The following is a 21,988-nucleotide window of genomic DNA, read 5'->3' as shown; positions in this document are numbered from 1 at the left end:
CCTCCAGCACGTAAAGTATTTCTCAAAGTTCCCAATATAGTAGGATACTCTGTCGTCGCGATCGGTCCCTCGGTTCGTCGGGACGAATCGGTCGTCGCGTCGGCTCTTTCCGGGAACGTTCGCTACCCGAGTTCGACGTGACCGCTCGAGTCGACCGTAACGCGATAGCCGCGGTACCTGAAGGTAACGCGGCCTCGCCGACTCGAGTCGATTTTCGTCGTCGGTTCGAACAACGCATCCAGCGCGGTCGGGTCGACGACGTCGGTGAGCGGCGGCTCGAGATCGACCGGATCGACGCCGTCGGCGCTCGCGACCGTTTCGATAACACGCAGACTGGGTTTCTCGAACGTCTCGTCGGAGCCGGGTTCGCTCGTCTCGGTCATCACACCAGCAACTGGACGTCCGACTCGGCCATGTGCTGGAGCGCCGTCGCCGCGCCGACCCCCGTCGTGACGCCGTCGTAAAAGTCGTCTTCGTCGTAGCCCATCAGGTCGATCGTCATCTGACACGCCTGCAGATCGACCCCCTGTTCGAGCGAGAGGTCGATCAGTTCCTCGATCGTGGCGGTCCCGTTCTCGTCGATCTTCTTTCGCATCATGCGCGTGGCCATCGCGTCCATGCCCGGCAACGCGGCGAGGGCGTTCGGCATCGGCATGTTCGGGTTGCCGACGGCGCTCAGTTTGAGATCTTTCGAGTTGTCCTCGTGGAGGATGTCGAGTCCCCAGAACGTGTGGAAGACGACGACCTCCCAGTCGAACGCCGCCGCCGTGCTCGCGAGGATCAGCGGCGGATACGCCATGTCGAAACTCCCCTGCGTGGCGACGATCGTCATCTTCTTTCCGTCGTCGCCGTCGTCGGTCTCGAGCGTCGCGACTTTCTCTTCTAGCTTTTCGACTCGTGCGACCAGATCCGCTTCGGTCGTCGGTTCGTCGTTCGCGTCGGCTCCGGAGGGCGTGTCCGTGCTCATTTTAGTCCGTTTTCTTCACGTAGTGAGTGTATTGATCGTCGCCTTCGACCTGCTCGAGGAGTTCGACCCCGTCGGTGCCGTCGGCCCACCCGCGAATGTCGCTTATGCTGCCCGAGTCGGTCGCGACCACCTCGAGTACGTCGCCGGCCTCGAGATCGTCGATGGCCTGTTTGGTCTTGACGATGGGCATCGGGCAGGACTGTCCTTTCACGTCGAGCATCTCCGCGATATCGTATTCGGAACTCATGATCGGTATCGGTGCTCTGTATTGGAGCTACTACACAATATAGTCTTCGACCATAAAAGCGTACCGATTATTGTGCGGTATTCCACTATCCAAGCAACAAACGAGATCGAATCCCGTTTGTAGACGGGCTCGAACGAACTCTCAGAGTTTTCTTCCGTTCGAATCCGGTTGCAGTATTGCTATTAACTTGCAATATATGCTCCGCGATCACGACACCGCCACGAGCAACACGTTCGCGGTGGCGCAAACGGCGACGACCTCGGCAGGATCGCCCCGGACGCCGACCGTTCGCGGCTCGATTCCCCTGCCCTCGAGCGTCCCTGCCAGTTCGTCCAGCCGACGCTCGGCCTCGTCTTCCTTCGGAAGTCCTAACGTCGCTGTGCGTTCTCGGAGAAGTCCGTCTCGTACAGCATCCGCTCGAACGGCCGGTTCCTGACCCCGTCGGGGGTCGGCGGTCCGCGCTGTCGATCCTCGGCTCTCCCGTGCGGGTGGCGATCGGTAGTTCGATAGCGATACGAGACCGCCGCCACCGAATCGCTATCGGACCCGACTCGAGAATCCGCACTCGCCGGTCAGTACGCGGCGTCGACGATCTCCGACTCGAGCTCGTCGAAGCGCTCGAGGTAGGCTCGACGTTCGTCGCGGAGGTCGGCGGCCTTCTCGGCGTACTCGTCGACGTGATCGGGAACGTAGTACTCGTCGACGTCGAGCCCTGGAACGGCGCTCGGAATCGTCAGGCCCGTGCGCTCGTCGTCCGTCCACTCGACGGTGTCGCGAGCGAGTTCGGTGAGGATCGTGACCGACTCGGTTACGCCGACGTCGGTGGATTCGTTCCCGACGTATCCGGTATTGATAACGTAGCAGTCGACTCCGAGCGCTTCGATGAGTTCGCGGAATCGGTTCCCCTCGCGCCCCTCGGAGCCGACGATGAACGGGTTGGTGCCGACGACCCGGATCGACTCGCCGGCCCGCTCGGGGTCACCAGCGCTCGTTTCGATCGACTCGCCGAGCATGAACGCGGCGGCGGCTTCCTTCTCGTCGAGTTTCGCAACGGGCGGCATCAGCGGATTTCGAGTGATGAAGTACACCTGATCGACGCGATCGAGGTCGATCTCGTCGTCGGCGCTCGGAACTTCCGACCGTTGAACGACGGCGCGAGCGTTCGTTCCGTACCTCGGATCGTCGAAATTCACCGTTCCGTCGTCGTCGACGGCCACGTTTTCGAGAACGGCGGACTCGTGGGTCGCGGCCCGATAGAGGCCCGGCTGTTCGTCCTCCTCGAGGCCGATCGTTTTGATGTACAGTCCCGCTCCTTCGCTTCCCGCGACCGATCCGTCCGGCAACAGCGCACAGACGTCGTCCTGGAGCATGACCGTCCGTTCGGGTTCCTCGAGCCAGAGTCCGTGGGAGGTGAGCGTCGATTTGCCGGTCGCCGAGAGCCCGAGAAACAGCTGTCCGACCTCGCGTAGGTCGCCGTCGCCGTCGCGCACGCGGACGCGCTTGCTGCCCGCGTGGAGTCCGAGTCCACCCCGTTTTTTCACGAGATACATGAACAGCCTGAGTACCGACTTCTTCGCCTCGCCGGTGTAGTCGCTGCCGAGCACCGCGGTGAACCCCTCCTCGGGGCTGACCCGGATCGCCAGTTCGTCGTAGTCCGGAAGCTGAACCGTGTACAGATCCGGCTCCCCACCGTCGCTCGGCTCGAACAGGTTCGCCCACGCGAGCGCGATCCGTGCGTACTCGGTCGGAACGTAGAGCCGACAGCGAAACGACGCCCCGTGTCGTCGTCCCACGATTCGATCCACGCAGATCGTCCGTCTCTCGGAGACGACCTCGACCGCGTCCTCGAGCAACTCCTCGTCGGCGGCGGTGAACTCGTCGTCGACGTCGTTTTTCGTCCGCTCGACGCTCCGGGATCGGAACTCGCTGACGTACGACGGCGACCCGTACTCTGTCGTCGTCTCGTCGGCCGCCGCCAGCTCTCGCAGTTCCTCGGGCGTCGGCTCGTAGACGACGTTTTCCGCTCGCCGCGGGTCGGGAAGTCGCGTCGTGATCGGACGGGACTTCGTTCTCCGTTCGGACATATACCCGACCCACCACGACCGAGATGTAAAGTGTATGGTTATATTTGTATCACTATGGTGAGAACAATTTAACCGATTACGGTAGCCACCCAGTAATTCATACATAACCAATCTCACACTAGAATTCACTCTTCGAGTAAGAAATATCTCGCGAGTCGCGAACGGGGACAGCTGGCGTGGACATCGCGACCGAGAACGGAACGGCCGACTAGCTCGAGGGACTCCAGCCCCGCCGGCCTCTGACGACGGACGACCGAGACGCGTTCAGACGTCGTCGTCCGGATCGTGCTCGTCGGCCATCCGGCTCGCTTCGGTCGCGTACTGCGTTCGTAGCGCGGGATCGTCGACGGAGCCGAGATTCGTCGGCTCGACCGTCACCGCCGCCGTCGTCGGTCGCTCGTCGGTCGCACTCGTGAGCGCCCGCTCCTTTCGGTAGTACCGCGTTCCGTCGAGCGTCGCGTAGACGAGGATGATCAGGTTCTGTTCGTCGTCGGAGTACGTCCGTTCGACCAGCCAGACGCGGACGCCGTCACGATCGTCGGTCACCGGGGCGACACCTCAGGTGTGGCGCTCGACGAGCGCCTCGAGGCTCGCCCGATCCTGTGCGCCGACCCGCCTGTCGACGGGTTCGCCGTCGGCGTAGAGGACGAGCGTCGGTACGCCGCGTGCGCCCAGGCGCTGGGCGAGTCGCTGGTGGCGGTCCACGTCGACTTTCGCCACGGCGGCGTCCGTTTCGGCCGCGATTGCGTCGATCGTCGGCTCGAGCATCTGACAGGGACCGCACCAGTCGGCGTAGCAGTCGACCAGAACGACGTCGTGGGAGTCGATCACGGACTCGAGGTGGTCACCACCGTCGATCTCGATCGGCTCGTCCGGCGGTGTTTCGGTGGAGTCGTCGCCGGGATCGCTTGCCCCGCCGCCGTTCTCGAGTTGCTCCATCAGTTCGCGTTTCTTCTGCTCGCGGATTCGCTCGCGTTCGTCGTCCATCGCGTCGCTCATGGGAGAGAATAGGAGCTCGAACACTATAATACCTTTGTGTGTTTCGCACAATACCTTTCCCCAAACCCGTCGAACAGCCCGGGGTAACGGCGGTCGGCCGGCGTCGGAACTACTACCGATACGGATCGTCAGGATCGTTCACAGTGGTGATTCCACCTCACCGCCGGTGGTGTCGTTCGATCCGCGAGAAGCTCGCCCGGCGCTCGACGCGCTGTCGCCATTCATCTTGTCCAATATTGTGGCAACTATACAAACAACTAAGTGCCCCTGGTGCATACGCCAGCATACGATGACGGAACTCGCATCGAAAATCGAGACGTCGACCTCGTACGACCTCCGACGGCACGTGAACGCGCTGTTAGGTGCCTTCCTCGCCGTCGCGGTGATCGGCTGGGGGGCGAGCGCCTTCCTCACGGCGGTGCACTTCTGGGCGCTGCCGCTGCCATCCGGCGTCGAGCCCGAGGGAAGCCTGGCGGTCATCACGAGCGGGTGGGCGTACGTCGGGCCGATCCCGCTCGCGCTGATCGGCGCTGGATACTACGTGACGATGATCGTCCTGGGTGGTCTCTGGCTCGAGACTAAACACGAACTCCTCGAGCGCGCCATCTTCGCGATCACGCTCTCCGGACTCGGTGCGTCGGCGTACTTCGTCTACCTGCAACTCGGCGTGATCGGCGCGATCTGTCCGTTCTGTATGATCTCGGCAGCCGCGACGACGAGCCTGTTCGCGATCGAGGTGATCGTGAAGTTCCTCGGTGGCGGACGCGTCGCACCGACGATCTCGAGTACCCGCGTCTGGCCGCCGTTGATCGTTTCGACCGTCGGGATCACGGTCGCGGCCATGTACGGTATCACGCTCGCGCCGATTCCGGGTGCGTAACCGACGCCGTCTCGTCCGGACCCGATTGCCCGGTTCGAGTGGCGCGAGGATTCACTTTGAGACCGATCCCGTCCGGCGCTCCCGGTTTTCTCGGATCTCCCTGACGTCTCGGGTCAACTCCCCGTAGTGGTCGACGAGGTCGTGAGTCGTCACGATCCCTCTCACCTCGAGTCCCGCTACGACGACGAGTTTCTTGACCCGTTCGTCCCGCATCCGTTCGACGACCAGCCGAACCGGTTGTTCGGGCTCGACGGTTACGAGCGGGTGACTCGCCGCCGATTTCGTGGCGATCTCCGAAAGCGGCTTCCCGGTGCGGTAGCTGGCGTGGATGACGTCCGTCTCCGTGACGATCCCGTAAGGGACGTCGTCGTTCGTGATCACGACGCTGCCGATCTCGTGACGGAGCATCCGTTCTGCCACCGTCTCGAGCGACGTGGTGTTCTCGGCGGAGACGACGTCTTCGGTCATGACGTCCGCGATGCGAGCGCACATAGTACCTGGTTCTCATCCCGCCGGATTACGCTTTTCGGGCCACTAGTCGGAGACGCTCTTTCGTCCCGAGAGCATCTCCGGAACGAGCCGGAAGTCGTGAAACTCGATCTCGTCACGCGGTCGCTCGAAGACGTCGACCGTCGGAATGTCGATCGCCCACATTCCCTGTACCGCCGTCGAGTCGTACGGCAGGTCGTCCAGTTCCTCGAGGACGCCGCTTGCGACGACGCTCTTCCATCCGCCGTCGTCTTCGCCGTAGGTCACGAACGTAACCGGGTTGTCGACGACCTCGTCTTTCGAGCTTCCAGGGGGAAACGAGAGCCGAAAGTAGAAGCTCTCGTCGGCGTCGAAGTAGCCGTACGACACCGGAAGCGATGCGGGCGGCTCACCCGCGTCGGTGGAAAACGAGATGACGCCGGTACCGCCGTCTCCCAGGAACTCGGTTCGCTCGTCCTCGCTCAGGCTGATCCAGCGAAGTCCCTCCATCTCCCGTCCCTACCACGGCCACGACATAAAACTTCGAGTGCAAGCCGTCGCAGACGGCTCGTCGCGTTATCGTCGCCACTGAAAGCCGGTACGCACTCGATCGCACGACAGCGATGGGATCGATGTACGGACAGTTTCGGTGGGATCGTCGTCGGAATCCATAGATCTCCCGCGACGAACCTCGACTGGCGCGATCGACGGGCGTTCGCGAGACATCTTAAATCACCGTCACGAGCATCCGTTTTTGGGAATCGTTCCATCGTTCGTTATCGCCCTGACCACGACTATCGTCAATGCATCGGATACTAGCGCCCGTCGATCTAGACGAAAAACGCGCGCTAAGCCAGGTTCGGTGGATCGCATCGCTTCCGGACGCGGAACGCTCGGTACGGGTGATCCTCGTGTTCGTGTTCGAACGGGACGAACTCGACGATCTACCCGCCGCCGTCAAATCCGGCGGCTCGTCGAGGGACGTCGTCACCTCGGTCGCCGTTGCCTATCAGTACCTCGAGGAGAGAGACGTCGACGTCACCCTCGTCGATCGACGGTTCAACCCCGTCGAAAAAATCCGCCAGGAAGTTTTGAAACGCGACGTTCAGACTATCGTCCTCGGCGGGCGAAAAAACCCACCGGTTGGTCGACACAGCTACGGAAGCGTCGCTCAGAGCCTTCTTCTCCTGACCGACGTGCCGATCGTGATCACGGGACGAAACGTCCCACCTGTCGACGACTCGGAATCGTGATCCCCGTCGGCCCGGTTCCGGTCGCTCGACGAAACCGACAGTCTCGTGCGATCGACACGATCGGAGCTGGTCCGTCCGGTCGGGTACGATTTCGAGCCCCCGGCCCCCGCCGACCGGGAGACACCGTCGCGGTTATGGGGGTCGCGAGCCGTGATTCGGTATGAACGTTGGCCTCACCGTCGGCGATTCGCTCGAGCGAACGCGGCGGACGATCGACGGCTTCGACTTCGCCGAACTCTCCCTGGGGGAGGGACGCGACCCGAGCGAAATCGACGCCGAGCGTCTCGAGTCGATCCTCGCCGGCGCGGACGCCGACCTCTGCGTTCACCTGCCGTTCAAACAGGAGGTCGTGACGCCCGTCGCCGAGATCAACGACGCGATCGTTTCCTACCTGCGGCGGCTGCTCGAGTGGGCCGGTGCTGCCGGCGCACGGAAGGCCGTCCTCCACGGAACCGCCAGGAACCCGCACGATACGGACCTTCGACCGTTGTTTGCGGACCAGCTCTCGGCGATCGGCGACGCCGCCGCTGAGGCCGGCGTCGAACTGGTCGTCGAGAACGTCGGCCACCAGAAACGCGGACTCCCGCTGTCGGTTCTGGGAGACCTCGCCCGCGAGACCGACACCGCCGTCTGTTTCGACGTCGGACACGCGTACATGGAAGACGGCGACGACGGCGTCGATCGGTTCCTCTCCGGGTACGGCGACCTCGTCTCGCACCTGCACGTCCACGACGCCCGGAGCCGAGGGGACACCCACCTCCCGATCGGTGCCGGCGAAATCGACTACGGCGTCGTGGCCGACCACCTCGCGGGCTTCGACGGCACCGTCGCCGTCGAGGTGTTTACCGACGATCGCGAGCTGCTGGCCGACACCGCACGACGGACGCGGGAGACCCTCGAGTGATCTTCGATCGCGGCGTCTCCATCGTCTCCCCGACTACGAGCGGATCAATTTTCCTCGTGGGCCCAGGACGTGATCGTCCCGTAATCGCCGGGAGGAACCGGCCCGTCGAGTAACGGATCGTCGGTCTCGACCATCCACTCGTGGAGCTGGCGAGAAAGGTCGCGCCTGACGTCCTGGTACGTCGGCTCGAAGACGACGTTTTCGTCCTCCTGGGGACTTTCCTGGAGGTCGTACAGCTCCTCGTACGGTCGGGGCGGGACGCCGTCGGTCTCGCGGACCATCCGGCCCGCCTCGCTCGCGAAGATGTCCTTGGTGAGGTACACCTTCGGCAGGTGCCAGAAGTTTCGAACGTACTTGTAGCGCTCCGTCCGTATCGCCCGCACCGGGTTGTACATGTCGTGCCAGGTCATCTCCGCGAACACACGCTCGCGCTCGTCGTACTCGCCGTCTTCCGCCAGAAGCGACAGGAAGCTCCGTCCCCCGATGCTCGAGGGGACGTCCTCGCCGATCAACTCGAGCAGCGTCGGCAGGACGTCGACGTTGCTGATCAGCTCGTCGTACCGGCTCCCGTCGGCCGCGAGTTCCGGACAGCGAAGCAACAACGCGGCTTCGATGCCGGCGTCGTAGCAGCTTCCCTTGGCCCGGGGGAACGCGATCCCGTGTTCGGTCGTGAACAGGACGAGCGTCTCCTCCTCGAGACCGGTCCGCTCGAGCGTATCGAGGATCGTTCCCATCGCCTCGTCGACGGCGTACACCATGCCTCGCATCTCCGCGAGGTCGTGGCGGATGCCGCGTCGGTCCGGGAGGTACGACAGCGGCCGGATTTCGTCGGGGTCGTCGGTTTCGTAGTGGTCGCTGTCGAAGCCGAAGCGACCGTTCTCCTCTTCGACCCGGTGCAGTTCGAAGAACCCGACAGCGGCGAAAAACGGCGATTCGAACGCATCGCGCTCGAGAAACCCGGAGACCACGTCGGCCACGTTTCGCGCCCGATTGGCCTGGTGGACCGCCGGCGAGACGCCGGGGTAGAGATTGCCCTCGGAGTGGACGTACTCGTACTGGAGTCGGTCGGTGTCCTGGGTGATGTGCTGGAGCCCGAACAGGTGGGTTTCGTAGCCGGCGTCGTCCAGGTAGTGGGGAAGGATGCGTTCGCCGTCGTCGAGCTCCCAGTCGCCGTGTGCGAGCCCCATCAATCCGTTGACGTGCGGGAATCGGCCGGTCATGAGGCTCCCGCGACTGGGGGAACACTGCGGTGCCGTCACGAAGTGATTGTCGAATGCGACGCCCGTCTCCGCCAGCTCGTCGATCCGCGGCGTCTCGACGTCGACACCGTAGCAACCGAGGTATCGGCCGAGATCGTGACACGTGACCAGTACGACGTTCGGGCGCGAGGTGACCATAGACGGCCACCTACGGCGACGGCGTGAATAATTATGGGGGGCTTGACACGCCTCGAGGCGATCCGGCGGCTGCGATCGTATCCGTCGGATAGTATTTAGGCGCTCCTCGAGGTACGCTCGTCCGATGACCAAGCGAATACTCGTTCCGATCGACGGCTCGCCGCTGTCACTGCGCGCCCTCGAGTTCGTCCTCGAGGAGTACGACGACGTCACGATCGTCGCCCTCCACGTCCTCGATCCGACGGATCCGGGGTACAGCTCGGCGACCTCGGTCGACGTCCGTACCGAACCTCCTCGCGGCTCGGAGGAGTGGTACGAGCGCGCCGACGCCGAGGAGGACCGACTCTTCGAGAAAGCGCGCGAGCGGACGGACGAGTACGACGCGGAGCTGATCACCGATCACTCGACGGGCGATCCGGCTCGCGAAATCGTCGCCGCCGCCGAGGAACACAACGTCGATCGGATCGTCATGGGCAGCCACGGTCGGACGGGCCCGACCCGAATCCTCCTGGGAAGCGTCGCCGAGACCGTCGTGCGGCGCTCTCCCGTAAGCGTAACCGTCGTTCGCGACGAATCCGTTCACTGATCGCACGTTCGCTCGGACCTCAGCGGACGACGGTCACGGGGACGCTGGCGCGTTTGACGACGAGTTCGGCCGTACTTCCGACGTGCGACTCGCCGACGCCCCCGCGCCCGCGGCTGCCGACGACGATCTGGTCCGCGTCCGTTCGTTCGACGGCGGCGACGATCGTCTGGGCCGGCGACCCGACGGCGGTGTCGGTATCGACCGTATCCGGTTCGACGTCGAGTTCCGCGAGCGCCCCCTCGAACAGCTCCTCGGCCGCTTCGCGCTCTCGCTGGAGCCACTCCTCGGTCAGCGACGACAGCCGGTCCTCTCCCGGGGACGTTTCGAACGGATCGATCGCGTGAAAGAGCACGATTCGCGCGTCCGGAAACGTCTCGAGGGCGTATTTCAGGGCCGACTGTGCGTGGGACGAGCCGTCGTGGGCGACCAGGATCGAACTGGGCATTCGACCGTCCATTCGTGACGAGGGATACTGACTTTGTCCCCGCTCGCGGACGCGATCGCCGTCGCCGCTCCCCGGCCACCGTCACCCCGCCGACGTCCGCCGAGTTCGGCGCGCGCGGTTCGAGGCCGGTCGGAGCGTGCGCGTTCTCTCACGAACCGCCGTCTTCCGGTGCGTCGGGAACGACCAGCACGGGGATCCCCGTCCGTCGGAGGACGCGATCCGCCGTGCTTCCGAGCATCGCGCCAGCCGCGCCCGCGCGTCCGGTTCGTCCGAGGACGATCGCGTCGACGTCGGTTTCGTCGGCGTACCGAACGATCTCGCGCGCCGGAGCGCCTCGTCGTACGACACCGCTGACGTCGACGTCTCGATCGTCGATCGTCTCGACGACGCCGTCGACGAGACGCCGTTTCGCCAGTTCGAGCTCCTCGACGTCGTCGACGCCGAACGTCATCGGCGAGCCGGCGGTGTCCGCGACGGCGAGGAGGTGGACGACCGCGCCGGTGCGCTCCGCCACGGCGAGCGCTCGCTCGAGCGCCGCGGTCGACGCGTCGCTGCCGTCGGTCGCCACCAGGATCGCGTCTGCGTGGTCGGTCGGCACCGTTCACCTGACCACGAAGACGGGGATCGGCGAGCGGCGGACGACCGACTCCGCGACGCTGCCCAGCAGCACCCGCGAGACCCCTTCCCGGCCGTGGCTGCCGATGACGATCGTCTCGAACGCCTCTTCTTCCGCCAGTTCGACGATCGCCCGCTCCGGTTTGCCGGTGACGATCTCCGTCTCGAGCGCGCGTCCGCGCTCGGTCGCGATCGATCCCGCCTCGTCGAGGATCGTCCGTCCCTGGTCGTGGGCCTCGTCGGCGGCCGGAATCCTGTCTTCTGCGTCCTCGAAGACCGCTCGGTAGCCTTCGGGGGCCGGAATCACGTACAGCGCCGTCACGTCCCCCTCCGGAAACGTGTCGAAGGCGTACTCGAGGGCCTTCTCCGACGGCGCCGATCCGTCGTACGGAACGAGAATTCGTTCGCTCATAGCCGAACCTACGCGCTCGGGTGACATAATACTCCTTCCTGTTTTCGTCGTCTCGTCTCCGTCTCGGCTCGAATTTCCGCCAGCCGGACCGACGCGGCGATGCACCCGCCTCTCCTCGCTCTGACCGACTCGGATCGGGACGTCCCCTTCGAAGCTGAGAGGGCCCAACGCGTGGGGGTGCTTTTTCGCGAGCAAATCTGTCCACTCCCTATTGCGGACGCTCCGATCCGTAACTGCCGGGAACCGATCCGATGGGCCCCCCTGATCACTCGAGTGCCGGCCAGTACTCGGAGTAGAAGTCCGCGGTTTCATCGACCGAGCGCCTCGCGGATGCGTAATCTTCGTTCATCCACGCCATCGGATCGTCGATTCCCGTTTCGACGTCGAGGACCCCTTCCAGCACGCCGAGCGTCGCGTACCCGAGGTGACTCAGCTGGTATCCTCTCTCCTGGATGAGAGCGAGGTTCCCGTCTGCACATGCTTCGGCCAGTTCTCGTGCCCACCTGCCGAGGTCTTCGAACCCGTCTTTCGTTACGACGTTGCGTCCGAGCGGATCGACGGTTCCCGGATCCTGACCGGCGCTGATCAACAAGATATCAGGATCGTAGTCAGCCAGTACGGGTTCGACGATGCTCTCGAAAACGTACTCGTATACGCGATCACCCGTCCCCGCCGGAAGGGGGACGTTCAAATTGTACCCTTCGCCATCACCAACGCCGAGTTCGTCGCGGTTTCCCGTCTACGGATGTGCGTCCGCATCCCACGACCAGTGGTCGTTGTGGATGCCGATAACGAGCACGTCGTCGCGGTCGTAAAAGCACTCTTGCGTTCCGTTCCCGTGATGGACGTCCCAGTCGACGACTGCTACTCGGGACGCGCGGGTCGTTTCGAGGACGTGTTCGGCGGCGACTGCGACGTTGTTGAAGTAGCAAAAGCCGTCCACCTGCTCCGGCTGAGCGTGATAGCCACTCGGCCTCACCATCGCGTACGGGACGTCGGAGGGCGGCGTCTCGAGCGCCCGATCCGCAGCTAGACAGCTGCACCGGCTGCGTGACGGGCGGCGCTGTACGTGTGTTCGTTCGCGCCCGTTTCAGCCGTGAGCCGACCGCCACCGTCGGCGCAGAACTCCCGCAGGTCGTCGACGTGATCGCTCGTGTGAACCCGTTCTAGTTGTTCGCGGCTAGCCGGTTCGACGGGAGCCCACTCGACGTACTCCGAGAGCTCTTCCTGGAGGATGCGATAGATGTTTTTGATCCGTTCGGGCCGGTCGGGATGGGGTTCTCGATAGGCGATTCGACCCGTCCACTCGGATTCGAACTCGCCGGCCGGTTGTTCGTGAGCGATGAAACTCTCGTCCCAGACGGCGGTTATCGTTCGATCCATGGACGTTGTCCCGGACGGGTTCGCATAGTACCTTGCGAACTGGTAATTCGAGATGGGCGGGTACCGTATCGACACGCTCCCGAAACAGGCACCGCCGTACTGCGTGTTCGGCGGTGCAGTTCGACGACACCACCGCGGGACGACTCTCCAAACGCGGTGATACGGCCTCCTCTCCGTTCGGGCGTCGATACTCGCGGGATTTCATCACCGTGCGAAACTCGGCGAAACCGTCTTTCGTCTCGGTCCCGCGAGTGAGCCCATGGACGTGTGGCGTCGTCTCTCGCTCGCGAACGTTTCGCTCGAGTCGATTCCGGTGCCGCCGTGCGAGGGCGTTCGATGACCGGCGTCGATCGGTACGTCTCGTTCGTCCGTCGGCGCAGTCGTCTCGTCATCGTGCTGGTTCTCCTCTCGAGTGCGTTCGTCGGCTACGGCGCGACGATGGCCGACGACGGGTTCGTCATCGCGGAGTTCGAGACGGACTCGCCCGAGGCGGACGCCGACGAGTACGTCGAGGAGAACTTCGACACCGGCCAGGAGACGGTGACGACGCTGGTCGTGATGCGCGACCCCGGTGGCGGGGACGCCCTCTCTCGGGACGCGATGCTCGAGTCGCTCTCGCTGCAGGAGGCGATCGCCGAAAACGAGACCGTCGAACCGACGCTCCGGGACGAGGAATCGACGATCGCGCTGGCGAACGTCGTCGCCGACGTGGCACTCGCCGAGGACGCGGCCGGTCCGCCCCCGTCCGATCCGTCGTTCGAAGACCGCCGCGACGCGATCGAGACCCGTTCCGACGACGAGATCGACGACCTGGTCGCCGAGGTCCTCGAGGAGGGCGAAACGGATCTCCTGGCGTTCGTTCCCGCGGACTACGAACCCGGCGATGGGACCGCCGAAGCGCAACTGCTCGTCGTGACCCACGACCGCGGCGATCCAGACGCCGAGGAACTCCCGCCGGAACTGGTCGACGCCCAGCTCGCGATCGACGAGATCGCGACGGAGCGAACCGCGGACGCCGCCGGTGGCGACCGACTCGAGTCGTTCGCGTTCGGACCGGGAATCGTCGACGAACGCTCCGGTCAGGCGACCGGCGAGAGCTTCGCGCTCGTCGGGCCGATCGCGCTCGTGCTCGTCGTCTCCCTGCTCGCGGTCGCCTACCGCGACGTACTGGACGTGACGCTCGGACTGGCCGGGATCGCGCTCGTGCTGGTCTGGATGGGCGGCTTCGTGGGCTGGCTCGGCATCGAGTTCACCCAGATTCTCGTCGCGGTTCCGTTCCTGTTGATCGGGTTGAGCATCGACTACGCCTTGCACGTCGTCATGCGCTACCGGGAGGAGCGAGCGGAACCCGGTGCGACGGTCGATACGGCGATGGTGGCCGGGCTCGCCGGCGTCGTCGTCGCGATCGGCGCGACCACCGTGACCACGAGCATCGGCTTTTTCTCCAATCTCTCGAGCGATCTCGCGTCGATCCGCGACTTCGGCCTGCTCAGCGGGCTGGGGATCCTCGCGGCGTTCGTCGTCTTCGGCGCGCTGTTGCCGGCCGTCAAGTACGAACTCGAGTCGGCGCTCGAGGCCCACGGAATCGACCGCGACAGGCGCGCGTTCGGCACGGGCGGACTCTCCTCGCGGATACTGGGGGTCGGCGCCGCGGGCGCGAGACGAGCGCCGCTCGCCATCGTCGCGATCGTCCTCGTCGTGAGTCTCGTCGCCGCCGGCGGGGCGGCCAACGTCGAGACGAGCATCGACGAGAACGACTTCCTCCCGGAGGAGCGCCCGACGTGGATGGAGTCGGTACCCGAACCGGTACAGCCGAGTGACTACCAGCTTCAGGAACGGGCCCGGTACCTCGACGCCACGTTCGGCGGACCCGGCGCGGGCACGAGCGCCGGCGTTCTGATAACCGGGAACGTGACCGATCCGGCGGCGCTCGAGGCGATCGACGACGCGGCGGCCGCGGCGAACGACTCGGAGACGACGTTCAGGTACGCGACCGGCGAAGCGGCCGTCGAGACGCCGATCTCCGTCGTCGAGTCCGTCGCGGCCGAAAACGAAACCGTCGCCGCACAGCTCGAGCGTTCGGACGAATCCGGGGACGGCGTCCCCGACCGCGAGATCGAGGCGCTGTTCGACGCGGCGTTCGCGGCCGACGAGGAGGCGATGGCCGCGGTCGTCGCGACCGACGGCGACGGCGGCTACGAGGCCGCTCGCATCGAGATCGGCGTTCGCGGCGACGCCGACGGCGAGGCGCTGCTCACGGAGGTTCGGGAGGCCGCGGCGATCGCGGACGAACCCGACGGCGTCGACGCCGTCGCGACCGGCCAGCCGATCGTCCTCGAGGTCGTCCAGGACGCCGTCCTCGAGACGCTGGTGACGACGTTCACGATCACGCTCGTCCTGGTCGGGACGTTCCTGTCGATGCTGTTCGGCCGACGACACGGGCGGTACTCCCTCGGCGTCGTGACGATGCTCCCGGTGCTGTTCGCGCTCAGTTGGATCCTGGGGGCGATGTACCTGCTCGAGATCCCGTACAACAGCGAGACGGCGATCATCACCGGGATCGCGATCGGTATCGGCGTCGACTTCGCGATCCACATCACGGAGCGGTACGTCCAGGAGCGAGACGACGCCGACGAACCGATCGGGGCGCTCTCGGCGACCGTCAGGGGAACCGGCGGCGCGTTGCTGGCGAGCGCTCTCACGACGGTCGCGGGCTTTGGAATTCTCACGCTCACGCTGGTCCCGTCGCTGCAACGCTTCGGTGCCGTCACCGCCCTGACGATCGCGTTCGCCTGGGTGGCGAGCGTACTCGTCCTTCCGAGTCTGCTCGTCCTCTGGGATCGCCGGATCGGGATCGGCGCTGACCGTTCGACTCACGAGTGATGCGTCCGGTTCTGGTTGACAGTCGCTCGTTACCACCTCGAGGAACGTCTTCCTCCGTTACTTCGGTTTTCGAAGTAATGGGATTCACTGTCTCGGATTTCGTCGAATCCGCGATCCGATCGGGGGTGCGTTTGATGTGTTCCACCGTGGTACGGGACGTATGTTCCACGACGTACTCGTTCCGACCGACGGGAGCGCCGGTTCCGAGGCGGTACTCGCTCACGCGACGGAGATAGCCCGAACGTACGGGGCCGACGTGCACGCCCTTTTCGTCGTCGACTCGGGATCGATTCCCGGCGGGCTGGATCCGGATCAGCGCGACGCGCTCTCGGCCCCCTCGGAACGACGCGGGCGGGAGGCGACGATCCGGATCGCGAACCGGCTCGAGGAGGAGGAGCTGGGCGCAGCCCGCGAAGTCCGCGACGGCGTTCCGTACCGGGAGATCCTCGACTACGCGGACGAGCAGGGCGTCGACCTGATTCTCATGGGAACCCACGGCCGAACCGGCGTCGATCGCGCCCGCCTCGGCAGCACGACCGAACGGGTCCTCGGCCGGGCGGACGTCCCCGTTCTCTCGATTCGACTGGCGGACGACGGCGCGGAACCGTCGCCGCCATCGGACGGGTACGACACCGTCGTCGTCCCGACCGACGGGAGCGACGTCGCCGAACGCGCCGCCGAAACCGCTCTCGAGCTCGCGGAAACGTACGGATCGGACGTTCACGTCGTCTACGTTGTGGACGCCACGGTCTACGATCTCGAGGACGCACCGCGTAGCGTCATCGGGCTGCTCCGGGAGGGCGGGCAAAAGGCCACCGAGGAGGTCGCCGCGACGGCTCGAGAGCGCGACCTCTCGGCGACGACCGAACTCCGCCGCGGCGCGCCGGCGGCGGAGGTTCTCGCCGCCACGTCGGCCGCGGACGCGGACCTCGTCGCGATGGGTACGCGAGGACGAACGCTCGACTCGAGTCGCCTGCTCGGCAGCACGACGGCGCAGGTCGTCCGCCGCTCTCCGGTTCCCGTCCTCACCGTCAGGTGAGGCTCGGACGCCGACGCTCACTCGCTCTCGTCGATCTCGACCTCGGTCGCGGATTCGCCGTCGCGGCGTCCGGCGGCCGCCCGAACCGCGAGCACGACGAACGCCGCGCCGAGTACGCGCACGGCCGTGGTAACACCGTCCTTCCAGACGACCTCGTCCCCGTTCTCGTAGGCGACGGCCGCGCCGAACTCGAGGTACCGTTTCGGCGCGAGCGCTGCGACGAGGCCGGCGACGCCGGCGACGTTCATTACCCACGCGTACGACCGTCCGCCGGCGAGGCCGGCCAGTGCGTAGACGACGCCTTCCGCTCGTACCGCCGGCTCGAGCCACGGTTTGGCCGTACAGTCGTGCGGGTTCTCGAGGGCGACCGCCTCGTAGGCGTCGATTACCGCGTTCGGTGCCAGTGCGACGAGGACGCCGACCGCGCCAAACAGGAGTCGGGACATACTCCGATTTTAGAACGAGCGAACTATAATCGTACCGACCGGTCTTCGGATCGACTCGAGGGAACGGCCGCACGGCTTCCCGGCGGAGTCGCGAACGGTGCGGGCTGCGGTCGTCGCAAACGGACGGACGCCAGCCCGCCTCACTCCCCGTCGATCGGAGTTTTCACGATCGTCACCGGTCGCTCGGCCATGTTCGCGACGCGCTCGGCCACGCTCCCGAGCAGGCGGCGGTACTCGCCCGATCGGTTTTTCGAGCCGACGACCGTCAGGTCGACGCCGGCTTCGTCCATGTAGACGAGGATCTCCTCGTGTGGCACGCCGTGTCTGACGACCGTCTCCGTCTCGACGCCCGCCTCGTCGGCCCGCCGTGCGATCTCGTCGACGGCGTCGCGACCCGCCTGCTCGAGCGCGTTCTCTAACCCCTCGAACTCGTGGACGTACTCGTCGCCGGGGTAGGAGCTGTAGGCTTCCGCGTCGACGACGTACAGAACGTGTAGCGTCGCGTCGTACCGCCGTGCGGCGTCGACCGCGTGATCGATGGCGTCGTCGACGCCGGGGCTCATGTCGGTCGGCAAGAGGATCCGTTCGTACATTCCGTTTCCGTCTACTCGGTCGACCCTGATAGTAGTGGAGGTCGCTCCCGCCGAACCGGAACGTGAGACGGGTTTTCGGACGGCGGATAGCGCGTCTACTCGCCGTCCGCGTTCACGGTGAGAACCGGGACCGGCGACGATCGGACGACCCGCTCCGCGACGCTGCCTATCAGTTCGCGGGACGCTCCCGTTCTGCCGGCGGTTGCCATCACGACGAGATCGACGTCGGCGTCGTCGACGTGCGCGAGGATCTCCTCGTGGGGCCGGCCACGTTCGACGGCGGTTTCGACGTCCGTCACGCCGTCGTCGTCGTCGGCGCGAGCGGCGACGTCTTCGACCGCCCGGCGGCCGGCCTCGAACAGCGAGCCGTAGATCTCGTCTTCGGTTTCCGGGTCCAGCTCGGCCGAGAACGCGGGCGAGGACTCGACGACGTACTGGGCGTGCAACGTCGCGTCGTAGGTCGACGCCAGGTCGATCGCGTGCTCGAGCGCGCCGTTCGACTTCTCTGAGCCGTCCGTCGGCACGAGGATGGTGTCGTACATACTCGACGATCGGAGGGGACGGACCAAGTCCTAACGGCCGACTTTCGAGCGTCGGACCAGACGGTATAGATAGCTCCCGTCCCAAAATCGACCGTGATCGAGCGCCAGCGAATCCGTCTGCTCGTCGTCGCGATACTCGTCGCGATCGCCGTCGTCGCCGTCGGCGTCTTCGTCGTCGACGGCGGGACGGCAGATCCCGATCCGGTGCTTTTCGACGACACCGTGTCGATGGGGCTCGCGCTCGAAGACGAGTACGGACTCGAGGACGACGTTCGGCTCCCGAGAGCGCAGGTGTTTTACTCACAGTACGAGTACGTCGTCGGCTACTACGGCGTCGAGATGTTCGTCGCCTCGTTTCGGGAGGCCGGCCACACGGACCGGTTCGGCCACCCGCGAACCGTCTACGTGAGCGATTACTCGAGCGTCGACGTCGAACTGTCGGCCGACGGTCACCCGACGGCCGATCGGGAGCCGGCGTGGACCGACGCAGAATCCGCGTGGTTCGCGGTCGGGAGCGAGGCGACGACGCCGAGCGGGCAGACGATCGTCCCCTTTGCGGACCGCGACGACGCGACGGCGTTCGTCGACTCCCACGGCGGGTCGGTCGTCGCGTGGGAGCAACTCCTGGATCGGGACGTCGAGATGGACGATGCGACCGTCGTTCGCGATCGCGTCGATCAGCAGCATCAGAACGCCGACGAACGGATCGAGGCCGTCTCCGCGCTGGCCGATCGGCCGGTCTCGACGGTCGTCGGCGAAGACGCCGCCACGGTACAGGAGGCGATCGACAGCGCACCCGAGAACACGACCGTGCTCGTTCCCGAGGGAACGTACAACGAGACGCTCGAGGTCGACCGGTCGATCACGCTACGCGGCGAGGACGACGCCACGATTCGGGGCGACGGGAACGGGACGGTGATCACCGCGACGGCGAATCGAACCGCCGCCGTCGGCCTCGCCGTCGCCGGTTCGGGGTCGCAGCGACAGGGCGATGGCGAACTTCCCGGCGACGAACACGACGGCGAGTGGGACGACACCTTCGAGCGGAACTACGCCGGCAGCGACGCCGCGATCGGCCTGCACACGGCGAACGAATCGCTGATCGAGGACGTCTCGGTCGACTCGGAGGTCACCGGTGTCGTCCTCCGTCGAAGCGAGAACTCCGTCGTCCGCGACGTTACCGTCGACAGCCCCGAGCGCTGGGAGGACGGACACGCCGGCGTTCTCGCGTTTCACTCGCCGACCGTCGTCGAAAACGCGACGATCTCCGACGGCAGAGACGGGGTCTACTCCCACCGTTCGACGGGGCTTGTCGTCCGCAACTCGACGCTCGAGGGGAACCGACTCGGCGTCCACCTGATGCACACGTCCGACGCGTTGCTCGCGAGCAACCGCCTCGAGAATCAGTCGAGCACGGGGATTTACGTCATGACCGGTCCCGAGCGCAACGCGATCGTGGACAACGAGATCCGCGGGGCGGAGTACGGGCTCTTTCCCGACGGCAGCGACTCGTACGTCGCGGACAATCTCCTCGTCGACAACCGGGTCGGCCTCCGGATCGACGCGACGGGATCGCGTTACGAAGGCAACGTCGTCGCCGGCAACGAGATCGGTGCCCAGGTTCGCGCGATGTTGCCGACGAACCAGGTTCTCGAGAACGACTTCGTCGAGAACGACGTTCACGCCGACGCTGGGACCGGACCGCTTCGCGTCTGGACCCACGACGGCACGGGTAACTACTGGCAGGGGGCGAGCAGCATCACCGGCGACCGGACTGTCGACGGTCCGTACTCGCCGACGGCACCGGTCGACCGGCAGCTCCACCGAACCGACGGTGCGGAGACGCTGGCCCGTTCGCCGGCGCTGGATGCGATCTCCGGACTCCAGGGCACCGTTCCGGGGATGCGGACCGGCAGCGTCGTCGACCTCGCGCCGACGTGCGAGCCGAACGAACCGGACCTGCTCGCGGAGACGCCGTGGGCCGATCGGGCCTGGTCGTGCGAACGGATCGAGCGGGGACCATCACCATGAGCGAACGTCAGACACCACCGGCGACCGAACCGATACTGCACGCACAGAACGTCGACCGCGAGTACGGATCGATCTCCGTTCTCGAGGGAGTCACGCTCCCGATCCGCGCCGACGCGGTGACCGCGCTGATCGGCCCGAACGGCTCGGGAAAGACGACGCTGCTGCGGGTGCTGGCTGGCCTCCTCGAGCCGACCGGCGGCTCCGTCACCTACCGAGGGCCCGACGCGACGCGACGGATCGGCTACCTTCCCCAGCAGCCGGCGTTTCGTCCCGGATTTACCGTCCGCGAGACGCTCCGGTTCTACGGGTCGCTCGTCGGTGACGACGACGAGGCCCCGATCGAGCACCTCGAGCGCGTCGGTCTCGCTGACGCCGCCGATCGGCCGGTGGACGCTCTCTCCGGAGGGATGACGCGCCTGGTCGGTATCGCTCAGGCGACCATCGGCGATCCGCCCGTCGTCGTCCTCGACGAGCCTGCGAGCGGACTCGATCCCGGAATGAGCACGCACGTGTTCGAGATCGCGACGGAGCTGGCCGGGACGGGGACCGCGGTCGTCCTCAGCTCGCACGACCTGGAACTCCTCGAGCGTCACGCCCACGAGGTCGCGATACTCGACGACGGTGCGATCGTCGATCGGGGCGATCCCGTTGACGTCCGCAACCGCCTCGAACTGGACTCGCTTCGAGCGGTATACGAGGAGGCCATCAGCGGCGACACTCGAACCGTTCGCGTCCAGGGGGTGACGACGTGAGCGACTCGAGTCCGTCGACCGGGAGCGGCCGCAGCCGAGCCCCCCCGACGCGCCGTCGACTGTTCGAGGCGGTCGTCGTCCGCGAGGTCCGGACGGTGGTCCGCGCCCGCTCGCTTCTCCTGCTCGCCGCGACGTTGACCGCGGTCGTCGTCGGCATCACCTGGATCGGCGACGGGTTCACCGCGGGATATCTCCCCTCGATCGTCGACCTCCTGACGCCGCTCGAGTTGCTCGTCCCGATCGTCGCGATCGCGTTCGGCTACCGAGCGATCCTCGGCGACCAACAACGGGGCGAACTCGACGTTCTCGAGACGTACCCCGTCTCGGCGCGAGAACTGGTGCTCGGCGTGTACGCGGGGCGGGCGATCGGTCTCGCCGTGACGATCGCGGTCGCGCTCGCGATCGCCGCCATCGCGATCGCCGTCGGCGGCGACGACCCGGTCCGCGTCTACGCCAGTCACTCGGGGGCGGACTCGCCGATCCTGTTCGCACGGTTTCTCGTGTTGACCGTCCTCTTCGGGCTCGCCGTGCTCGCGGTCGCCGTCGCGATCTCGGCGGTCGTCAGCGTGACCAGGAGTGCACTGGGGCTCTCCGTCGTCGCGCTCGTCGCGTTGCTCGTCGGCTTCGACCTCGCGATCGTCTACGGGCTGGCCGAGGGAATCGTCGGCGACGCGGACCTGCTTTACACGCTGGCGGCGAGTCCCCTCAGCGCCTACCGCGGACTCGTCCTCGAGACGACGGTGATCGTGGCGTCGGGAACCGGCCCCCGCGTCGCCTCGCCGGTAGCGAGCCTAGTTGGCCTGGTGATCTGGACCGTCGCCTCGCTCGCGGTCGCCGTCTGGGCCGTCGGCCGATAAGGTCTGGACTGTCGAGCGGTGACTCGTACGGTCCGAGGGCCGTCGGTACCGGCACGACCGCGATCCGCCTGCGGTCTCACTGGTGTATCGTACTACCTGACCGTCTCGGGTGATCGATCGTACGCTCTCGCATCCGTCGGCACAAATCGAAGCGACCCCCGCCCGAAAGGCCCGAGACGCGCATTCGCCGAGGGGAAGGAGGGGG

At 65.8% G+C, this 21,988-nt stretch carries 24 protein-coding genes and 1 pseudogene; 9 read left to right on the top strand and 16 right to left on the bottom strand.

All coding sequences use genetic code 11. The features are described from left to right. Positions 1-122: 122 nt before the first annotated feature. The 6 genes from EA472_RS04290 to EA472_RS04265 all read right to left on the bottom strand — a co-directional run bounded on the left by EA472_RS04290 (position 123) and on the right by EA472_RS04265 (position 4,297). A complete protein-coding gene (locus EA472_RS04290; RefSeq protein ID WP_124190270.1) occupies positions 123-383 on the bottom strand; it encodes a HalOD1 output domain-containing protein in 261 nt (86 codons plus the stop codon). Beyond that, the gene (locus tag EA472_RS04285; RefSeq protein WP_124190269.1) at positions 383-967 is read right to left on the bottom strand and encodes a DsrE/DsrF/DrsH-like family protein; all 585 of its coding nucleotides are present in this window, start codon (positions 965-967) and stop codon (positions 383-385) included. The genes EA472_RS04290 and EA472_RS04285 overlap by 1 nt, the downstream gene beginning before the upstream one ends. A gap of 1 nt (position 968) precedes the next feature. After that, positions 969-1,214, bottom strand: coding sequence for a sulfurtransferase TusA family protein (locus tag EA472_RS04280; protein ID WP_124190268.1), 246 nt, complete (start codon positions 1,212-1,214; stop codon positions 969-971). Positions 1,215-1,786: 572 nt separating this feature from the next. Further along, positions 1,787-3,298: a phosphoenolpyruvate carboxykinase (ATP) gene (locus EA472_RS04275; protein ID WP_124190267.1), complete on the bottom strand. Its 1,512-nt coding sequence runs from the start codon at positions 3,296-3,298 to the stop codon at positions 1,787-1,789. Between the two features lie 264 nt (positions 3,299-3,562). Next, positions 3,563-3,844 (bottom strand): hypothetical protein, encoded by a 282-nt coding sequence (locus EA472_RS04270; RefSeq protein WP_124190266.1) that lies wholly within the window; start codon positions 3,842-3,844, stop codon positions 3,563-3,565. A gap of 12 nt (positions 3,845-3,856) precedes the next feature. After that, a complete protein-coding gene (locus tag EA472_RS04265; protein ID WP_124190265.1) occupies positions 3,857-4,297 on the bottom strand; it encodes a thioredoxin family protein in 441 nt (146 codons plus the stop codon). Between the two features lie 289 nt (positions 4,298-4,586). Between EA472_RS04265 and EA472_RS04260 the strand changes: the two genes are divergently transcribed. Next, on the top strand, positions 4,587-5,177 hold the full coding sequence (locus tag EA472_RS04260; RefSeq protein WP_165874817.1) for a vitamin K epoxide reductase family protein: 591 nt from the start codon (positions 4,587-4,589) through the stop codon (positions 5,175-5,177). Positions 5,178-5,228: 51 nt separating this feature from the next. On the opposite strand, the gene EA472_RS04255 is transcribed toward EA472_RS04260, so the two are convergent. Then, complete coding sequence (locus tag EA472_RS04255) at positions 5,229-5,669, bottom strand: CBS domain-containing protein (RefSeq protein ID WP_124190263.1); 441 nt, start codon at positions 5,667-5,669, stop codon at positions 5,229-5,231. A 42-nt stretch (positions 5,670-5,711) separates the two neighbouring features. After that, positions 5,712-6,155 (bottom strand): pyridoxamine 5'-phosphate oxidase family protein, encoded by a 444-nt coding sequence (locus EA472_RS04250; protein WP_124190262.1) that lies wholly within the window; start codon positions 6,153-6,155, stop codon positions 5,712-5,714. A gap of 293 nt (positions 6,156-6,448) precedes the next feature. Between EA472_RS04250 and EA472_RS04245 the strand changes: the two genes are divergently transcribed. After that, a complete protein-coding gene (locus EA472_RS04245) occupies positions 6,449-6,898 on the top strand; it encodes a universal stress protein (protein WP_124190261.1) in 450 nt (149 codons plus the stop codon). Positions 6,899-7,058: 160 nt separating this feature from the next. Beyond that, entirely contained in the window at positions 7,059-7,802 is a 744-nt protein-coding gene (locus EA472_RS04240; protein WP_124190260.1) for a sugar phosphate isomerase/epimerase family protein, read from the top strand. 44 nt (positions 7,803-7,846) lie between these two features. Here EA472_RS04240 and EA472_RS04235 read toward each other — a convergent pair whose 3' ends face one another. Then, positions 7,847-9,199 (bottom strand): sulfatase family protein, encoded by a 1,353-nt coding sequence (locus tag EA472_RS04235; RefSeq protein WP_124190259.1) that lies wholly within the window; start codon positions 9,197-9,199, stop codon positions 7,847-7,849. 124 nt (positions 9,200-9,323) lie between these two features. Between EA472_RS04235 and EA472_RS04230 the strand changes: the two genes are divergently transcribed. Next, positions 9,324-9,785 (top strand): universal stress protein, encoded by a 462-nt coding sequence (locus EA472_RS04230; RefSeq protein ID WP_124190258.1) that lies wholly within the window; start codon positions 9,324-9,326, stop codon positions 9,783-9,785. A gap of 19 nt (positions 9,786-9,804) precedes the next feature. Here EA472_RS04230 and EA472_RS04225 read toward each other — a convergent pair whose 3' ends face one another. The 4 genes and pseudogenes from EA472_RS04225 to EA472_RS23315 all read right to left on the bottom strand — a co-directional run bounded on the left by EA472_RS04225 (position 9,805) and on the right by EA472_RS23315 (position 12,640). Then, positions 9,805-10,230, bottom strand: coding sequence for a universal stress protein (locus EA472_RS04225; RefSeq protein ID WP_124190257.1), 426 nt, complete (start codon positions 10,228-10,230; stop codon positions 9,805-9,807). A 148-nt stretch (positions 10,231-10,378) separates the two neighbouring features. Next, positions 10,379-10,828, bottom strand: a complete 450-nt coding sequence (locus EA472_RS04220; protein ID WP_124190256.1) for a universal stress protein — start codon at positions 10,826-10,828, stop codon at positions 10,379-10,381. A gap of 3 nt (positions 10,829-10,831) precedes the next feature. Further along, positions 10,832-11,257: a universal stress protein gene (locus tag EA472_RS04215; protein ID WP_124190255.1), complete on the bottom strand. Its 426-nt coding sequence runs from the start codon at positions 11,255-11,257 to the stop codon at positions 10,832-10,834. Positions 11,258-11,522: 265 nt separating this feature from the next. Next, positions 11,523-12,640 (bottom strand): annotated as a pseudogene (locus EA472_RS23315) (class II histone deacetylase). 336 nt (positions 12,641-12,976) lie between these two features. Here EA472_RS23315 and EA472_RS04205 point away from each other — a divergent pair. Together EA472_RS04205 and EA472_RS04200 are read left to right on the top strand one after the other, a co-directional pair. Further along, positions 12,977-15,523, top strand: coding sequence for an efflux RND transporter permease subunit (locus EA472_RS04205; protein ID WP_124190254.1), 2,547 nt, complete (start codon positions 12,977-12,979; stop codon positions 15,521-15,523). A gap of 160 nt (positions 15,524-15,683) precedes the next feature. After that, on the top strand, positions 15,684-16,562 hold the full coding sequence (locus EA472_RS04200) for a universal stress protein (RefSeq protein ID WP_124190253.1): 879 nt from the start codon (positions 15,684-15,686) through the stop codon (positions 16,560-16,562). 17 nt (positions 16,563-16,579) lie between these two features. Here the strand turns inward: EA472_RS04200 and EA472_RS04195 are convergent, their stop codons facing one another. The 3 genes from EA472_RS04195 to EA472_RS04185 form a co-directional block, all read right to left on the bottom strand. Further along, positions 16,580-17,008 carry a hypothetical protein gene (locus EA472_RS04195; protein ID WP_207891120.1) on the bottom strand — a complete coding sequence of 143 codons (429 nt, stop codon included), beginning with the start codon at positions 17,006-17,008 and terminating at the stop codon, positions 16,580-16,582. A 140-nt stretch (positions 17,009-17,148) separates the two neighbouring features. Further along, positions 17,149-17,601 carry a universal stress protein gene (locus EA472_RS04190; RefSeq protein ID WP_124190252.1) on the bottom strand — a complete coding sequence of 151 codons (453 nt, stop codon included), beginning with the start codon at positions 17,599-17,601 and terminating at the stop codon, positions 17,149-17,151. Positions 17,602-17,696: 95 nt separating this feature from the next. Then, the gene (locus tag EA472_RS04185; RefSeq protein WP_124190251.1) at positions 17,697-18,143 is read right to left on the bottom strand and encodes a universal stress protein; all 447 of its coding nucleotides are present in this window, start codon (positions 18,141-18,143) and stop codon (positions 17,697-17,699) included. A gap of 93 nt (positions 18,144-18,236) precedes the next feature. Between EA472_RS04185 and EA472_RS04180 the strand changes: the two genes are divergently transcribed. The 3 genes from EA472_RS04180 to EA472_RS04170 are packed head-to-tail and all read left to right on the top strand — an operon-like array spanning position 18,237 to position 21,783. Next, positions 18,237-20,174, top strand: a complete 1,938-nt coding sequence (locus tag EA472_RS04180) for a NosD domain-containing protein (protein WP_124190250.1) — start codon at positions 18,237-18,239, stop codon at positions 20,172-20,174. Next, complete coding sequence (locus tag EA472_RS04175) at positions 20,171-20,926, top strand: ABC transporter ATP-binding protein (RefSeq protein WP_124190249.1); 756 nt, start codon at positions 20,171-20,173, stop codon at positions 20,924-20,926. The genes EA472_RS04180 and EA472_RS04175 overlap by 4 nt, the downstream gene beginning before the upstream one ends. After that, positions 20,923-21,783, top strand: a complete 861-nt coding sequence (locus EA472_RS04170; RefSeq protein WP_124190248.1) for an ABC transporter permease subunit — start codon at positions 20,923-20,925, stop codon at positions 21,781-21,783. Before EA472_RS04175 ends, EA472_RS04170 begins: the two co-directional genes overlap by 4 nt. Positions 21,784-21,988 lie beyond the last annotated feature (205 nt).

Origin of the sequence: Natrarchaeobius oligotrophus, from assembly GCF_003841465.1 — an archaeon.
Classification (GTDB): domain Archaea; phylum Halobacteriota; class Halobacteria; order Halobacteriales; family Natrialbaceae; genus Natrarchaeobius; species Natrarchaeobius oligotrophus.
This window is presented reverse-complemented; position numbering and strand designations above follow the sequence as displayed.

Excerpts from the sequence above, each read along its gene's own strand:
- EA472_RS04265 (WP_124190265.1), bottom strand. The coding sequence starts at position 4,297 with ATGAGCGACGCGATGGACGACGAACGCGAGCGAATCCGCGAGCAGAAG.
- EA472_RS04185 (WP_124190251.1), bottom strand. The coding sequence starts at position 18,143 with ATGTACGACACCATCCTCGTGCCGACGGACGGCTCAGAGAAGTCGAAC.
- EA472_RS04195 (WP_207891120.1), bottom strand. The coding sequence starts at position 17,008 with ATGTCCCGACTCCTGTTTGGCGCGGTCGGCGTCCTCGTCGCACTGGCA.
- EA472_RS04235 (WP_124190259.1), bottom strand. The coding sequence starts at position 9,199 with ATGGTCACCTCGCGCCCGAACGTCGTACTGGTCACGTGTCACGATCTC.
- EA472_RS04260 (WP_165874817.1), top strand. The coding sequence starts at position 4,587 with ATGACGGAACTCGCATCGAAAATCGAGACGTCGACCTCGTACGACCTC.
- EA472_RS04280 (WP_124190268.1), bottom strand. The coding sequence starts at position 1,214 with ATGAGTTCCGAATACGATATCGCGGAGATGCTCGACGTGAAAGGACAG.
- EA472_RS04250 (WP_124190262.1), bottom strand. The coding sequence starts at position 6,155 with ATGGAGGGACTTCGCTGGATCAGCCTGAGCGAGGACGAGCGAACCGAG.
- EA472_RS04225 (WP_124190257.1), bottom strand. The coding sequence starts at position 10,230 with ATGCCCAGTTCGATCCTGGTCGCCCACGACGGCTCGTCCCACGCACAG.
- EA472_RS04255 (WP_124190263.1), bottom strand. The coding sequence starts at position 5,669 with ATGTGCGCTCGCATCGCGGACGTCATGACCGAAGACGTCGTCTCCGCC.
- EA472_RS04175 (WP_124190249.1), top strand. The coding sequence starts at position 20,171 with ATGAGCGAACGTCAGACACCACCGGCGACCGAACCGATACTGCACGCA.
- EA472_RS04205 (WP_124190254.1), top strand. The coding sequence starts at position 12,977 with ATGACCGGCGTCGATCGGTACGTCTCGTTCGTCCGTCGGCGCAGTCGT.
- EA472_RS04285 (WP_124190269.1), bottom strand. The coding sequence starts at position 967 with ATGAGCACGGACACGCCCTCCGGAGCCGACGCGAACGACGAACCGACG.
- EA472_RS04290 (WP_124190270.1), bottom strand. The coding sequence starts at position 383 with ATGACCGAGACGAGCGAACCCGGCTCCGACGAGACGTTCGAGAAACCC.
- EA472_RS04245 (WP_124190261.1), top strand. The coding sequence starts at position 6,449 with ATGCATCGGATACTAGCGCCCGTCGATCTAGACGAAAAACGCGCGCTA.
- EA472_RS04190 (WP_124190252.1), bottom strand. The coding sequence starts at position 17,601 with ATGTACGAACGGATCCTCTTGCCGACCGACATGAGCCCCGGCGTCGAC.
- EA472_RS04215 (WP_124190255.1), bottom strand. The coding sequence starts at position 11,257 with ATGAGCGAACGAATTCTCGTTCCGTACGACGGATCGGCGCCGTCGGAG.
- EA472_RS04275 (WP_124190267.1), bottom strand. The coding sequence starts at position 3,298 with ATGTCCGAACGGAGAACGAAGTCCCGTCCGATCACGACGCGACTTCCC.
- EA472_RS04230 (WP_124190258.1), top strand. The coding sequence starts at position 9,324 with ATGACCAAGCGAATACTCGTTCCGATCGACGGCTCGCCGCTGTCACTG.
- EA472_RS04240 (WP_124190260.1), top strand. The coding sequence starts at position 7,059 with ATGAACGTTGGCCTCACCGTCGGCGATTCGCTCGAGCGAACGCGGCGG.
- EA472_RS04200 (WP_124190253.1), top strand. The coding sequence starts at position 15,684 with ATGTTCCACGACGTACTCGTTCCGACCGACGGGAGCGCCGGTTCCGAG.